10 protein-coding genes are annotated in these 14,483 nt (G+C 58.8%); 6 read left to right on the forward strand and 4 right to left on the reverse strand.

Translation table 11 applies throughout. The features are described 5' to 3' along the window. Positions 1-6: 6 nt before the first annotated feature. Positions 7-4,113, reverse strand: coding sequence for a hypothetical protein (locus tag JJL52_RS14035; RefSeq protein WP_202053119.1), 4,107 nt, complete (start codon positions 4,111-4,113; stop codon positions 7-9). 158 nt (positions 4,114-4,271) lie between these two features. Here JJL52_RS14035 and JJL52_RS14040 point away from each other — a divergent pair, with 158 nt between their 5' ends. From JJL52_RS14040 to JJL52_RS14055, 4 genes are read left to right on the forward strand one after another with little or no spacing between them, the layout of a single operon-like run. After that, entirely contained in the window at positions 4,272-4,724 is a 453-nt protein-coding gene (locus JJL52_RS14040; protein ID WP_202053120.1) for a universal stress protein, read from the forward strand. A 24-nt stretch (positions 4,725-4,748) separates the two neighbouring features. Further along, the gene (locus tag JJL52_RS14045; protein WP_202053121.1) at positions 4,749-5,042 is read left to right on the forward strand and encodes a hypothetical protein; all 294 of its coding nucleotides are present in this window, start codon (positions 4,749-4,751) and stop codon (positions 5,040-5,042) included. Beyond that, the gene (efpL, locus tag JJL52_RS14050; RefSeq protein WP_202053122.1) at positions 5,026-5,592 is read left to right on the forward strand and encodes an elongation factor P-like protein EfpL; all 567 of its coding nucleotides are present in this window, start codon (positions 5,026-5,028) and stop codon (positions 5,590-5,592) included. Before JJL52_RS14045 ends, efpL begins: the two co-directional genes overlap by 17 nt. Before the next feature lie 13 nt (positions 5,593-5,605). Beyond that, complete coding sequence (locus JJL52_RS14055; protein WP_202053123.1) at positions 5,606-6,739, forward strand: methyltransferase; 1,134 nt, start codon at positions 5,606-5,608, stop codon at positions 6,737-6,739. A 107-nt stretch (positions 6,740-6,846) separates the two neighbouring features. Here the strand turns inward: JJL52_RS14055 and JJL52_RS14060 are convergent, their stop codons facing one another. Continuing rightward, entirely contained in the window at positions 6,847-7,002 is a 156-nt protein-coding gene (locus JJL52_RS14060; RefSeq protein ID WP_202053124.1) for a hypothetical protein, read from the reverse strand. Between the two features lie 389 nt (positions 7,003-7,391). On the opposite strand from JJL52_RS14060, the gene mfd reads away from it, so the two are divergent. After that, positions 7,392-10,853, forward strand: coding sequence for a transcription-repair coupling factor (mfd, locus tag JJL52_RS14065; RefSeq protein ID WP_202053125.1), 3,462 nt, complete (start codon positions 7,392-7,394; stop codon positions 10,851-10,853). A 44-nt stretch (positions 10,854-10,897) separates the two neighbouring features. Then, a complete protein-coding gene (locus JJL52_RS14070; RefSeq protein ID WP_202053126.1) occupies positions 10,898-11,809 on the forward strand; it encodes a diguanylate cyclase in 912 nt (303 codons plus the stop codon). Between the two features lie 266 nt (positions 11,810-12,075). Here the strand turns inward: JJL52_RS14070 and JJL52_RS14075 are convergent, their stop codons facing one another. Then, the gene (locus tag JJL52_RS14075) at positions 12,076-12,801 is read right to left on the reverse strand and encodes a phosphoadenylyl-sulfate reductase (RefSeq protein ID WP_202053127.1); all 726 of its coding nucleotides are present in this window, start codon (positions 12,799-12,801) and stop codon (positions 12,076-12,078) included. Beyond that, positions 12,798-14,405 carry a glutamate--cysteine ligase gene (gene gshA / locus JJL52_RS14080; protein ID WP_202053128.1) on the reverse strand — a complete coding sequence of 536 codons (1,608 nt, stop codon included), beginning with the start codon at positions 14,403-14,405 and terminating at the stop codon, positions 12,798-12,800. Before gshA ends, JJL52_RS14075 begins: the two co-directional genes overlap by 4 nt. Between the last annotated feature and the right edge of the window lie 78 nt (positions 14,406-14,483).

Below are 14,483 nucleotides of genomic sequence, written 5' to 3' on the forward strand. Positions count from 1 at the left end.
AGGCCCTTATTCGGGATGACCGGCATCCGCCTGCTCCTCATGTCTCGCCGCTTTCGGCGGGCTCTTTTTCCACAAGCCGCGGCTCGAAAAGCATCCCCATCCCCATTTCAGCCAGTTCAGCAAGGCGGCGGCCAGCCACAGCGACCATGCCAGCATCAACAGGCGGTAAACCTTCAGCGGCACCGAAACGACGGCCGCTTTCGGCAACAGCGCTGCGCTTCTGTCCTGGTACCAGTTCAACGCATACGGCGAGGACTGGTTGCCGGTGATCATCATGTCGGGCGTATTCAAAAGGCCCTGCGAAACTGCGGCAAACAAGATTCCCAGCGACAGGACCGTCAGGCCGCCGAGCAGAATCTGCAGGGCGTTGAAATAGCGGATCTCGGCGGCGGATTTTCCGCATCGCCAGCCGAGCAGCATCAGCCAGGCAATCACGACCAGCGCGGTCGGCAGCGGAATCTGGCTGAGCCCGGCCAGCAATAAAAACCATTGCCAGTGTTTCAGCGGCGTTAGCGGTATCCTGCCGAGCCCGATCGAAATCAGCGCCAGCACGATCAATACGCCCCAGAACAACACCGCCGGCCCCATTTTCGGACCGTCGACCCACAGCACCCAGCGGTCTTCGCCGAGCCGGATGTTCAAGCCCGCATTTACGCTGGCCGCGCCGAGGTCAACCTCGGGCGTGGCCACGCGAGCGGCAATCGGCTGCGCTTCGAGCCAGCGCAGCGTGACGGTTTGGGTGCCGGGCCTGACCGGCAGCACCAGCTTGCGGCCTTCCAGGCGCAAGGGCTGCGGCTGTCCGTCGATCGCGACCGTCTGCAATTCCGCGGCTTCCGGCAACAAAAGCGGATGCTGTCCGCCTTGCGAACTGCGGAGGCGGAGCGAAAGCTCCGTATCGCGGATGCGCTTGCCGGGCGTCATCGTCAGCCGGCTATTGTCGATCGTGAGGGTCCGGCCGGCAGCCGCCTGCGGCCGCGACACCGCCAGCATGATTTTTTCGCCGGGCCAGGGCCGCCATTCGGGCAGCCAACGCTGTTCGTGATTCAGGTAGATCATCGGAATGCCCGACGTTTCGATGTGCCAGACCGGGCTCACGTCCGCCCTGAACACCTCGATCCATTGGTCTGTCGGCGCGGCGGCCAATTCGAGCGTATCCGATTTGGCGAGCGTCGACACCCACGCCATTTCGGCCTGACCAGCGGCCATGTTTACGTCGGCCTTGCCGTTTCGGACGCGCACGCCGGGCGTGGTGACCGCTTCGCCGGGCAACAGGGGCACCGACAGCAGGACCGGCGATCCGGGCTCGGACAGCCGGACGATCCGTGTCGTCACCTGCCAGTCCAGGCCCAGTTGCAACGTGCGTTCGATCCGGACGAACGCCGGCAGCACGCCGGGCGTCAATACCTCGGCCTGAGTCTTGCCCGGCGCCTTTTGCACGCGTTCGAACCGCAGTTGCTCGCCCGGCAGGCCGTTTTCCCCGATTCCTACCGTTTCCCAGCCGCTGCCCTCCACCGTCACCCGATGCGGTTTCAGCGGCAGCGGCAGGGTAAATTGGCCGGTCGCCGGCAAGATACCGCGCAGTACGACCGCATGCCGGCCCGGATCGAGATGCAGCCAGAGGTTGTTGCCGGTACGGAACAACCCCGGCGCGGGCACGCCGTCGACGGTCACCCGATTCGGAAACCACTGCCGGTCATCCGCCGGTAGCGGTACCGCGACGCCCTGCGCCGCATGCATGTCGAGCGAAAGCTGCAGCGCTTCGCCGTCGAATTTGACCTGCATCGCCGAACTTTCGGCGCAGGCCGGCAGGCAGTCGGGCGCTTCGAGCAGGCGGGCTTTCAATTGATCCAGCACCGCCTGGCCCGGAAAATCCGCATGGGCCGGTTCGGACGGCAGCGACAGCACCGGCATCAGCAGGCACCAGAAAATCAGCGCGGGAGAACCTTTGAAACGGATAATCCATTTTTCGGCAACCCCGAACATCAAAAGCGCCAGCACCGCAATTAAGGCAACGCGCAGAAAATTCAGCGCCAGCGTCAATCCGGGCGGCAAATACCAGAGCGTCAATGCTTGTCCCGGATCGACCGAGCCGTTCCAGGTCAACAGCACTCTATGCCACTGCCAGGCGGGCAGGCCCGGCCCGGTCTGAATCTTGGCGTTCGGGTCGACGCGTTCGACATCGGCCGGCTTGTTTTCGAGATATCCCATGCCTTCGGCGACGCTGCCGGCCGCATCGGCCACTCTCGATTTGCTGAACATCCGTGGCGGCTCCCTTTCCTCGTGCATCGCGGCCGCTTCCGGCGCAGCCGGCATTTGCGCGGCCGCCGGATAAGGCGGCGCGCTCAGGCTCTGCCAGGGCCTTTCCAGTTGCGGATAAAGGCCGATGCGCACCTGATCGATCATGAAAGGCACCGCGATCAGGATCAGTCCAAGCCAGCTTATGCGCCGATACCAGTGTACGAATTGCAGGAACCGGCCTTCCGGCAGCACCCGGATCAACGCGGTCGCTGCCAGAAGATGCAGCCAGACATAATGCGGCGCACCGGCTTCGTGCCAGATCAACGCGAGCGCGGCCAGCGCGATTCCGCCCCACAATGGCGTCCACAGCTTGTAGACCGCGAGCGCCGAGACCAGCACCAGAAACAGGTCGAGCAAAGTCCAGCGGGCGACCCAGGTATCCGGCACGTTGTCGACGCCGCCCGCCGCCAACAGGCGCCAGCCCGGCGGCAGGTTCAGTTCGGCGCTGACCTGCTGGAAACTTTGCTCCCAACCGACCGCGCTGATCTCGCTGATCGCACCGGTTAGGCGGCTGTCCGCCTCCAGCGAAATGATCCCGCGCCGAACTTCGACTCCTTCCTTGCCGGAGCCTTCGAGGCGCGTGATCAGTTGATCGCTGCCGTCCAGCGCGACCTTGCCGAGCTTCAGTTCGGGCAGCGCATTCAGCCGCCAGCCGCGCGTCATTCGGCCGCTGATGGTGTCGTTAACGGTATAACCTGCGCCGTCGAAATCGAGCCACAGTTTGCGCGTCAAATTGAGCCGGCTCGGTTCGGGCTCCGGATCGCCGCGCCGGATCACCTTGAACTGCATGGTCTGGCCGAATTCGACCCGATAAGCGGGCCAGGCTTGCCAGTCGTCCGGCAAATTGGTCAGGTTCGCATCGACCGCGCCGACTTGCTCGATTTCCACGACCCTGAGCGCCGGGCGCGCATCGAAGACCCAGATTTCCGAGTCAGGCCAGGCCGCTTCCTGTTTATCGGCAACAGCCGGCGCCTGGAACGGCAGTGCCTCGACCGGCCCGGCGCTTCGGTAGGCCAGATCGATCTGCCAGCGTCCGGGCCGCAGCTGAAGCAAGAGCCGGCCGCCGTCTTCGAGCCGCGCCGGCAACGGGCTGCTCAAATGCAAGGGAATGAAGCCTTCCGGCAACGGCACGGCCAGCTTCAGCTCGCGCGGTTCGCCGGACACGTCGAGCACCAGCCGGGTGATCAGTTCCAGGGGCACCTCGTCGACGATGCGCCTGAATACTTGCAGCACAACCTTGTTCTCGACACCCGCGGGCTTGCCCGGACGCTGCTCCGGGGCACTCACCCAGATTTGGCCGTCCCTGAATACCGGATAAGGGACCGGGCTGCCGTTCACGTTCAGGCTCACCAGGCCGGTATCGGCCGGTACGGCCAGCGTTTCGGGCATCGCGTCCCAGAAAAACTCGCCCTTGATCCGGTACGCCTTCGGCTCCGGACCGGCGTTATCCAATTTGAGCGCAGGCAAACCGTTCCGGTTAATCACTTCCATGGGATTGTCGTTGAGCGTGACCGCCTGCGGCCAATGCCTGTCGTCGCCCGGCAGCAGGATCCAGTTGTCCCGGAACACCGAGCCGCGCAGCGAAAACGTACCGCGCCGGTCACCCAGGTCCAGCGCCAGTTCGGTCGGCCAGCCGCAGTGCTTTTCGTCGAAGCTGTTGTACAGGAAAGGGCAGCCGTGCTCCGGACTATCGTGGAGAACCCAGTCGATCCAGGGCTTGAGCGGTTCGGGCGCGTGCTCCGGCGCCAGCGGCACAGCCTGGGCCGAGGAAAAACCTAAAAAGAAGACAAAGCACAGACGAGCGAAACGGTTCATGAAGGCTCCCCAGCGAGTGAACTTGCTGCGGTATCTTACTTGGAACTTTGCAAAAATTCTAACGGGTTTGTTCACTGCCGAAAGACAATCGCTTACACGATCGAAACGATGAATTTGGTAGAATAGCCGACCGACCTACAATGAAACGGACAATGTTCATGACGGCTTATCGCCATATTCTTTTGACCGCAGATTTTTCGGAAGACGGCGCGTCGATTGCCGCGCGCGCCCAATCCCTGGCCGCCTTGTACAGGGCGAAATTGAGTATCCTGCATGTGCTCGACGACATCCCGATGCCCGATACGCCTTACGGCACCGTGATTCCGGTCGATCGACCTTCCGAATACGACCTTTTGGAAGCCGAACGCGGCAAGCTGCTTGCCCTGGGCACCGAACTCGGCGTCCCTCCCGCCGATCTCCGGCTGATCTGGGGCGTGCCGAAAGACGAAATCGTGCGGCATGCCGAAACGATCGCGGCCGACTTGATCGTGGCCGGCTCGCATGAGCGGCACGGGCTGGCCTTGCTGCTGGGCTCGACCGCAAACGGTGTACTGCATCATGCGCCCTGCGATTTGCTGGCGGTCCGGATTCCCGACGGCGAAGAAATTTAGATAACCGTTCAGAATCTTTATTTTATGAAGCATATCCAATGGCTGCCGGTATCTTTTGCAAGCCTAACATTCGCCATGCTGAATGCCGCGTTGGCGGCCGAATCTGAGGATAGAAGAACGGATACCACACACCGTTCGCCGAAAGATGCAGCCCCAGGGTCGGCATTGCCTGCGCAAGCCACATTTGAACGGATTGCGAATGAGACGGGCGGGACCTATATTTTTGTGCCTAACGGATCAGCCGAAGATTACCGAAACCATTTCCAAAAAATGTTAGAAACCATGATAGAGGAGAACAACCGTGGCGAAGGCCAGTGATTTAAAGAAAGGCATGGTCGTCGAAATCAACGGCGCCCCGCATGTCGTCAAACAGGTGGAGGTCAGAAGCCCGTCGTCGCGCGGCGCTTCGACCCTGTACAAGGTGCGCTTCAACAACCTGAAGACCGGACAAAAACTCGACGAGACGCTGAAAGGCGACGATGCCTTCAAGGACGCCGATTGCGTGCGTGCGAAGGTGCAGTTTTCGTATCAGGACGGCGACAATTTCATCTTCATGAACCAGGAAGACTATAGCCAGTACACCCTGAACGCCGACGACCTGGAAGGCAAGGTCGAATACCTGACCGACGGCCTGGAAGGGATCGTGGCGCTCCTGGTCGACGACGAGATCATCGGGATCGAACTGCCGTCCTCGGTCGTGTTCACGATCGTCGAAACGCCGCCTGCGATCAAGGGCGCCACTGCCTCGAGCCGGACCAAGACTGCGAGGCTGCATACCGGCCTCGAAGTGCAGGTGCCCGAATACATTGAAACCGGCGAATCGGTCAAGGTGAATACCGAAACCGGAAAATTCATGTCCCGGGCTTGAACATCGGCCGCGGATGCTTTTCAATTGCCCCCAGGGCGCCTTCGACCTGATCCGTCTGCCGCTGCGCCGCAACGAACTGTTGCAGCCTTTCGACGCGGCGGACGAGTATCTCCTGACCTATCTGTCCGAGCAGGGCCTTCCGAAAGGCGGGAGCCGCGTGCTGATCGTCAACGACAGCTTCGGCGCGCTGGCGGTCGCGTTGAGCGATTACCAACCCGATGCGGTGTCCGATTCTTTCCTGTCGCATCAGGCAACCGGCATCAATTTGGAAAAAAACGGCAAGACCCGGGACAGCACGCGTCTCCTGCACAGCCTGGAGCCGTTGCAGGGCGCCTACGACCTGGTGCTGATCAAGGTTCCGAAAACGCTCGGCCTCTTGGAGCACCAGCTGATCAGCCTGCACGGCCATTTGCAGCCGGACGCGCAAGTGATTCTGGCCGGAATGGTTAAAATGCTGCCCGGCTCGGTCTGGCAATTGGTCGAACGCCTGCTCGGTCCGGCCACGACCGCATTGGCGCGCAAGAAAGCCAAACTGATCTTTGCGAAGCCGGTCCCGCGCGACAATCCGCCGCCGAATCCGTATCCGGTGCGCTACCGGCTCGAAAATACCGATTTTCGGATCGTCAATCACGCGAATGTGTTTTCGCGGGACAGCCTGGACATCGGCACGCGTTTTTTTCTCCAGCATCTTCCCGAAGGATGGGGCCAATCCGAGATCGTCGATCTGGGCTGCGGCAACGGCGTGGTCGGCTTGATCGCGGCCCGGCGCAATCCGGAAGCCGTGCTGCATTTCGTCGACGAGTCCTACATGGCGGTCGCTTCCGCCAAGGAAAATTTCGAAACCGCGTTCGGCACGGAACGCAAGGCAACCTTTCAGGCGGGCGACGGTTTGAAGGCATTCGCATCGGAATCGGCCGATTTGATCCTCTGCAATCCGCCTTTTCATCAGCAATATCTGCAGGGCGACCAGATTGCGGTCGGGATGTTCAAAGACGCGAAACGGGTATTGCGCCGGGACGGCGAATTATGGGTGATCGGCAACCGGCATCTCAATTATCATGCCGTTTTGGATCGCTTGTTTGGGGGATATTCCGTGGTAGCGGCCAATCCGAAGTTTGTGATTCACAAGACCCGGAAAAGACGCTAGAGAAGTAAAGATCGATTTGGCCTGAATCAGCCGGGAAAGAAGGCCCGCGCCGAAGCTGGAACAGCGGCGCGGAGAATGAAGAAACAGTTATACATGGAAAAAATCCCTTAACCGTTAGTAGCTCTACGGTTCAGGAACATGTTGGTGTAGATCGCGGCCGAGGCGAAGAATACGTTCGAAAAGATGAACTCGCCCGAAATGAAGCCGGCAATCCCGCTGATGAACATAAGGCCGATGATGATGTCACGTTTAGCGTTTGACATGGTGTTTACTCCTAAGATGTAGTTGATAGTAAATGAAAATTTCACAGCTACAGTATAGGGTTGAGATCAGCCATTTACAATATTAGAAACGGTTAATTAATAGTTTCCTGCTTATTGACAATAGCGCCCAATATCCTTACACCGGAGCATCGGCTTCACCTTCCGATTATCCCCATGCTTTTAAATTAAGAACTGCGTAGGGTGGATAAGCGAAGCGCATCCACCACTTAATCGCCGGATGCGCTTCGCTTATCCACCCTACATTCGATTAATTTTCCAGTATTGACCTATCCCCATTGCGACTTCCGCGCACAGCATCGCCGCGATCAAAGTGTTAAACTATCGTTTTTTATTGCGATTCGCGCAGCGAACCACTCCTGACCCACCCCATGGCTGAAGATAACGCCTTGATCTTTTCACCGGCCGTGCCGGCATCCCAAAACGCAGTGCAGATTTGGAGCGGCCTCTACGGCTGTGCCGACGCGCTGGCGCTGGCGTCTGCGATCAAAAACGAGAATCGGCTGTTTCTGATCGTGACGGCCGACAACCACACCGCGCTCCGACTCGAACACGAGCTGGAATTTTTCCTGCAGGATACCGGCCTTCCAATCCTGCATTTCCCGGACTGGGAAACGCTGCCCTACGACGTGTTCTCGCCGCTGCCGGAGATCATTTCCGAACGCCTGAAAACGCTCGCGCTACTGCCCCAAGTCAAGCGCGGCGCGCTGATCGTCTCGGTCGCGACGCTGATGCACCGGCTCGCGCCCAGGGAGCATGTGCTGGCATACAGTTTTTCGCTGAGCGTGGGCGAGGTTTTCAACCTGGAGCTGAACAGAATCAAGCTCGAAAGCGTCGGCTACCAGTGCGTCTCGCAGGTTTATCAGCACGCCGAATTCGCGGTGCGCGGCTCGATCGTCGACCTATTCCCGATGGGCAGCCAGACACCTTACCGGATCGAACTGTTCGACGACGAAATCGAATCGATCCGCACATTCGATCCCGAAACGCAGCGCTCCCTGGACAAGATCGACCGGATCGAGCTGTTCCCGGCGCGCGAGTTCCCGTTTACCGACGAGGCGATCAAGCACTTCCGGCAGGCCTTCCGCGAGCTTTTTCCGGACGCCTCGACCAAAAACGCCCTGTACAGCGACATCAGCAAAGGCATTGCGTCGGGCGGCATCGAATATTACCTGCCCTTGTTCGTCGAACGCACGGCAACCCTGTTCGACTACCTGCCCGCCGATGCGGTATTCGTGCTGCCGGCAAAGCTCGAAGCGCAGGCCGAGGCCTTTTCCGCGGAAGCGCACGAACGTTTCGAACAGCGCCGATTCAATGTCGACCGGCCGCTATTAAAGCCGGAACTGTTGTTTTTGAACCCAACCGAGCTGAAACAGCGCACTGCAACTTTCGCGCAAATCGCGCTGCAGAGCGGCGATGCAGGGCCGGAAGCTAAGGTCGCGTTTGACTGCACGCCGCTGCCCGAATTGACGATCGACGCGAAACTGAAGGAGCCCGCGCAACGGCTGCGCCAGTTTATCGAAGGCTTCGACGGCAAAATTCTATTCGTCGCCGAATCGGCCGGCCGCCGGGAAGGCCTGATCGACCGGATGAAATCCTTCAAGATCCGGCTGAAAGCGGTCGAAGGCTGGCGCGAATTCATCGCAGCCGAGGACAAGCTCTGCATCACGGTCGCACCGATGGATCAAGGCCTGTGGCTCGAACAGCAGAAAATCGCGGTCGTTGCCGAAAGCCTCTTATCCGGCGAAAAAGCCCAGCAGCGGCGCCGGCGGCGAATGGCGGCGGCCAAGGAACTCGAAAAGATCGTCAACAATCTGAACGAATTGACGATCGGCTCGCCGGTCGTGCACCAGGAACACGGTGTCGGCCGCTACCTGGGCCTGCAGACGCTGGAGATCGGCGGCATCCCGGCCGAATTTCTGGCGCTCGAATACGCGCAGGGCGACAAGCTGTACGTGCCGGTTTCATCCCTGCACCTGATCGGGCGCTACACCGGCGTCGACCCGGAAACCGCGCCGCTGCACAAGCTCGGCGGCGACCAGTGGAGCAAGGCAAAAAAGAAGGCGATCGAAAAAATTCGTGACGTCGCGGCGGAGCTGCTGGAAATTTACGCGAAGCGCGCGGCCAAAAAAGGCCACGAGTTCCACATCGCCTATAGCGACTATCAAACCTTCGCGGACGCCTTCCCGTTCGAGGAAACTCCGGACCAGCAGACCGCAATCGAGGCGATCCTGGAAGACATGGCCGGCCCGCAGCCAATGGACCGGGTCATCTGCGGCGACGTCGGTTTCGGCAAGACCGAGGTCGCGATGCGCGCGGCCTATATCGCGGTGCAGGACGGCAAGCAGGTCGCGGTCTTGGTGCCGACGACCCTGCTCGCCCAGCAGCATTACCAGAACTTCCGCGACCGTTTTGCCGACTGGCCGGTCCGCGTCGAAGTGATGTCGCGCTTCGTGACGCCGAAGCAGCAAAAGGAAATCGGCGATGCGCTGGCCGAAGGCCGGGTCGATATCATCATCGGTACGCACAAACTGCTGTCGAAGGAACTTAAATACAAGGCGCTCGGCCTCGTGATCATCGACGAGGAGCACCGCTTCGGGGTGCACCAGAAAGAACACTTCAAGAAACTGCGCAACGAGCTGGACCTATTGACCCTGACCGCGACGCCGATCCCGCGGACGCTGAACATGGCGATGTCGGGTCTCAGGGACATTTCGATCATCGCCAGCCCGCCCCCAAACCGACACGCGATCAAGACCTTCATCAGCGAATGGGTCGATGCCCTGGTGCAGGAGGCGTGCCTGCGCGAGATCAAGCGCGGCGGCCAGATTTTCTTCCTGCACAACGATATCAAGTCGATGGGCAAAATGGCCGGCGAACTGCAAAAACTGGTGCCCGACGCGCGGATCGAGATTGCGCACGGCCAAATGCCCGAGCGCGATCTCGAACGAATCATGCTCGACTTTTACCACCAGCGCTTCAACCTGTTGCTCAGCACCACGATCATCGAGAGCGGAATCGACATTCCGAGCGCAAACACCATCCTGATCAACCGCGCCGACAAACTCGGCCTCGCCCAACTACACCAGCTCCGAGGGCGCGTCGGCCGCTCCCACCACCGGGCCTACGCCTATTTCATCGTACCGCCGAAAACCCTGATGACCAAGGATGCCTTGAAACGGCTCGAAGCGATCGAAGCTTCCGGTGATCTCGGCGCGGGCTTCATGCTGTCCTCGCACGATCTCGAAATCCGCGGCGCGGGCGAACTGCTCGGTGACGAACAAAGCGGCCAGATTCAGGAAATCGGCTATACCCTGTACACCGAACTGCTCGACCGTGCCGTCCACGCGCTGAAATCGGGCAAACAGCCGGAACTGGAGCTGCCGGCCGAAATGGGCCCTGAAGTCGACCTGCAGGCCCCGGCCCTAATTCCGGAAGACTACCTGCCGGACATCCACGCGCGCCTGGTGCTTTACAAGCGAATCGCGAACGCCGAAACTCACGAGGACCTGCGCGACCTGCAGATCGAAATGATCGACCGCTTCGGCCTGTTGCCCGAGCCGGTCAAGACCTTGTTCAGCGTAACCGAACTCAAGCAGGGGGCGCAAAAGCTGGGACTGAAAAAGATCGAGGCGAATGCGGCCGGCGGTCGCCTGGTCTTTACCCAGGAGCCGAAAATCAACACCGACCGGTTGATCCTGTTGATTCAAACCCAGGCACAGGTTTATAAATTCGATGGAGCGGACAAGCTGCGGTTCGTCAAAAAGTTCGAGACGGTCGAGCAGAAGCTGGAATTTGTCAAGGATCTACTAGCCCGCCTATCGGTCGATTAACCACATTCCTAACTGTCCTGCACTCAGGCTCACAGGCTTTACACGTGACAAATTTGAATGCACTTTACGAAGCGGTACTGGATTCTGTAAATCAGGAGATCGCCGTGATCGACCATGACGGTACAATTGTTTATGCAAACCGGGCCTGGCAACAATTCGGCACAGACAACAATTTAAAGGACGGGGTTTCTGCAGGAAGCAATTATCTGAAGGTTTGCGCAGTTAGCGCGGCGGCCGGCGACAGGCTTGCAGCCGAAGTCGCCAACGGAATCCGGGAGGTAGCCTCCGGGAAACGCGCTTCATTCTCCTGCGAATACCCTTGCCACAGCCCCAATACGCGACGCTGGTTCATTATGAACGTGACACCTCTGCGATGCGGCTTACCGTTTTTATTGGTGATTTCCCATCAAAACATCACAGAGCGCAAATTGATGGAGGAGCAAATCCAATTCCAGGCATTGCATGATCCGATGACCGGACTTTCCAATCGACTGCACTTCAGTGAAGTTCTGGACAAGGAATGGCGGCGCGCGCTCCGTTCTCGCGAGCCGCTCAGCCTGGTAATGCTGGACATTGATTTTTTCAAACAATACAACGACAAATTCGGTCATCTTTCAGGAGACCAATGTCTGATTGAAGTTTCCCATATATTGAAAAAATTCTCCAACAGAGCCGATGATCTCGCTGCGCGTTACGGCGGAGAGGAATTCGTACTGATTCTCGGAAATACCGCTCCTGACGCGGCCTACCATATTGCCGAATCGATAAGAAAAAGCGTCTATGATTTGGAGATCGTCTACGACGACGTCCAAAGAATCACAATCAGCGCGGGCGTGGCTTCTTTTATTCCCAACATGCAGCTCAACACCTTAAGATTGCTCAATGAGGCGGATAAGGCGCTTTACCGGGCAAAACGCGAAGGACGCAATAGAGTGGTAATCGGGGAAACAGGTTGATGGGAGATCAAAACCAACTCGTAGGCACCTGGTGCGCTTCACTTCGTTCAGCACACCCTACGGCTCTAACCTCCAAAGCCCTAATTCAAGCCCTGAATCTCAGACGCAAACAAGCTCGTAGGATGGGCTGAGGTACGAAGCCCATCAGTCGCGACCGATGCGCTTCACTTCGTTCAGCGCATCCTACGGTTCCCAACCTGCTAATATTGATCCAGGCCAATTTTTAAAGCCCTCTGCTCAAGCCCGGAGTTTTAGAGGCAAACTCGCTATTTCCCTTCCACATTCGAAGCATGCAGCCCGCACTCCTTCTTGGCCGCATCCTCCCACCACCATCTTCCGGCGCGCTCGTGCTGGTTGGGCAGTACCGGCCGGGTGCAGGGCTCGCAGCCGATGCTGATATAGCCCCGTTGGTGTAATTCGTTGAAAGGCACCTGATAGGCTTCGATATGGTCCCACACCTGCGCGGACGCCCAGTTCAGGAGCGGATTGAATTTGACCAGCGTATGCTCCGGCGTTGAAAACGCGGTATCGATCTGCACTTCCGGAATGCTCTGCCGGGTGTCGAGGCTCTGGTCCTTGCGCTGGCCGGTAATCCAGGCATCCAGGTGCGCCAGCTTGCGCTTGAGCGGCTCGACTTTGCGGATGCCGCAGCATTCGTGGTGTCCGTCTTCGTAGAAACTGAACAGGCCTTTCGTTTTGACCAGATTATCCAAAAGCTCCCGGTCCGGACTCAGCACCTCGATCGCAATGCCGTAATGCTTTCTGACCTTTTCGATGAAACGGTAGGTTTCGGGATGCAGACGGCCGGTATCCAATGAAAAGACCTGGATGTCCGGGCGAATTTTGACCGCCATGTCGATCAGCACCACGTCTTCCGCGCCGCTGAACGAAATCGCGATGTTATCGAACAGTTCCAGCGCTTTTTTCAGAATCACGCGCGGATTTTTATTCTGCAGTTCGTCCTGCAGGGTTTGAATATCGAAGGATGTCATGCGGGCAGGGTCATATCGTCACATTGGGCAAAATAGCATGCCAGGAAATCGTCGAACGACAGCGTATCCCGGCTCTCGATCTCGGCTTGTTTGATCAGGGATTGTTCGGCGAGTTGCATAAATTCCCGGTTGCGAACGTCCGAGAGGCGGCGGCTTTTGAAATACTGCACATGCTCGTTCGACGACTGCAGCGCCAAGCAGGCGAACGGTTCATCATTCTTCGACATTGCGCTCAGCATGCGGGCCGACGGGGTCAGATCCGGATTCCGCACCACCTCGCGCTGTTCCGCCAACGCCGCGCCATACGGTTTATCGGCCAGCCCCTCGTCGAGCACCCGGCAAATCGGCTCCATCGCATCAAGGATCTCGTTCGCCCAGTCCTGCAACGGAATCGACTCGCCGTTCCTGTTCAGTTCCAGGCCGGGCTTCCGGCCGTTGTTCGCGACCGCCAGTTGATTCGCATTGTAGATTCGATAATCTTCCTGCGTGTTGGGCGGGCTGTCGTGGAGCAGGCAGTTGAGCAGCAAGGCCTCGATGAAACGGCCCCGGCTCGCGTTAATTCCGACCGGCTCGAACACATCCAGATCAAGCGACCGCATCTCGATATAGCGAAGGCCGCGCCGCTTCAGCGCCAGCGTCGGTTTCTCGCCTGACATCGCGATCTGCTTCGGACGCATCGTGCTGTAAAATTCGTTCTCGATCTGCAGAATGTTGCTGTTCAGCTGCCGGTATTCGCCGTCCACCTTCACGCCGATCTGTTCATACTCCGGATACGGGGTCGTGATCGCATGATAGAGGCTCTTGATATAGGCGGGCAGCGAGTTGTAATCGATGTTCAGCGATGCCTGATTCTTGCTTTTGTAACCGATATCGCTCATCCGCAACGAGGTCGCGTACGGATGGTACAGTGTGCCTTTATTAAAGGTTTCGAACTGGCTCATCAAGGAAGGCCGGCTCTTGAAGAAGCTTTTGCAGATCGCCGGCGAGGCGCCGAACAGGTAAAGAATGATCCAGCCGACGCGCTGGAAGTTACGGATCAGGCCGAAATAAGCGTCAGCGGTAAAAGCTTCGAGGCTGTCCTCGCGGTTTTCGAGTCCGCGGAGCGCCGGCCACAGCTCGGCCGGCACCGAATAGTTGAAATGAATTCCGGCGATCGCCTGCATCGTCCGCCCGTAGCGGTGCCACAGGCCGCGCCGGTAGACGTGCTTCATTTGTCCGACATTCGAGGTGCCGTAGGTCGCGATCGGGATGCTTTCGTCCCCGTCGATCCCGCACGGCATGCTTGCGCCGAGCAGCATCTCATCGTCCAGATGATCGTAGACGAACTGGTGCAGGTCGGTCAGATAATCAATCGTGTCGTCGATCTCCGCGAACGGCGGCGTGATCAGTTCGATCAGCGCTTCCGAATAGTCGGTAGTGATATAGGGATGCGTCAGCGCGGAACCCAGCGATTTCGGGTGCGGCTTTTGCGAAATGAAACCGTCCTTGCCGATACGGAGGCTCTCCTTTTCGATGCCTTTCAGACCTCCCGCGATCAGGTGTTGGCGCCCGCTGTTCAAGAGCCGCTCCAGCCGCGGCGAAGGCATCGTATCGGAATGATTCATGGGAAGGTCGTTACGCTCTTCTGTCCTGTATAATCCGACTATTATAAAAGGTTGGAACCCCGCAAGAAAAATTAAATG

The sequence above is a fragment of the Candidatus Methylomicrobium oryzae genome (assembly GCF_016745425.1).
GTDB lineage: Bacteria > Pseudomonadota > Gammaproteobacteria > Methylococcales > Methylomonadaceae > Methylomicrobium > Methylomicrobium oryzae.

What these genes read in the sequence shown, in the direction of transcription:
- JJL52_RS14040 (WP_202053120.1), top strand. Translation starts at nt 4,272, where the DNA reads ATGACGGCTTATCGCCATATTCTTTTGACCGCAGATTTTTCGGAAGAC.
- JJL52_RS14060 (WP_202053124.1), bottom strand. Translation starts at nt 7,002, where the DNA reads ATGTCAAACGCTAAACGTGACATCATCATCGGCCTTATGTTCATCAGC.
- JJL52_RS14075 (WP_202053127.1), bottom strand. Translation starts at nt 12,801, where the DNA reads ATGACATCCTTCGATATTCAAACCCTGCAGGACGAACTGCAGAATAAA.
- JJL52_RS14045 (WP_202053121.1), top strand. Translation starts at nt 4,749, where the DNA reads ATGAAGCATATCCAATGGCTGCCGGTATCTTTTGCAAGCCTAACATTC.
- mfd (WP_202053125.1), top strand. Translation starts at nt 7,392, where the DNA reads ATGGCTGAAGATAACGCCTTGATCTTTTCACCGGCCGTGCCGGCATCC.
- JJL52_RS14055 (WP_202053123.1), top strand. Translation starts at nt 5,606, where the DNA reads ATGCTTTTCAATTGCCCCCAGGGCGCCTTCGACCTGATCCGTCTGCCG.
- gshA (WP_202053128.1), bottom strand. Translation starts at nt 14,405, where the DNA reads ATGAATCATTCCGATACGATGCCTTCGCCGCGGCTGGAGCGGCTCTTG.
- JJL52_RS14035 (WP_202053119.1), bottom strand. Translation starts at nt 4,113, where the DNA reads ATGAACCGTTTCGCTCGTCTGTGCTTTGTCTTCTTTTTAGGTTTTTCC.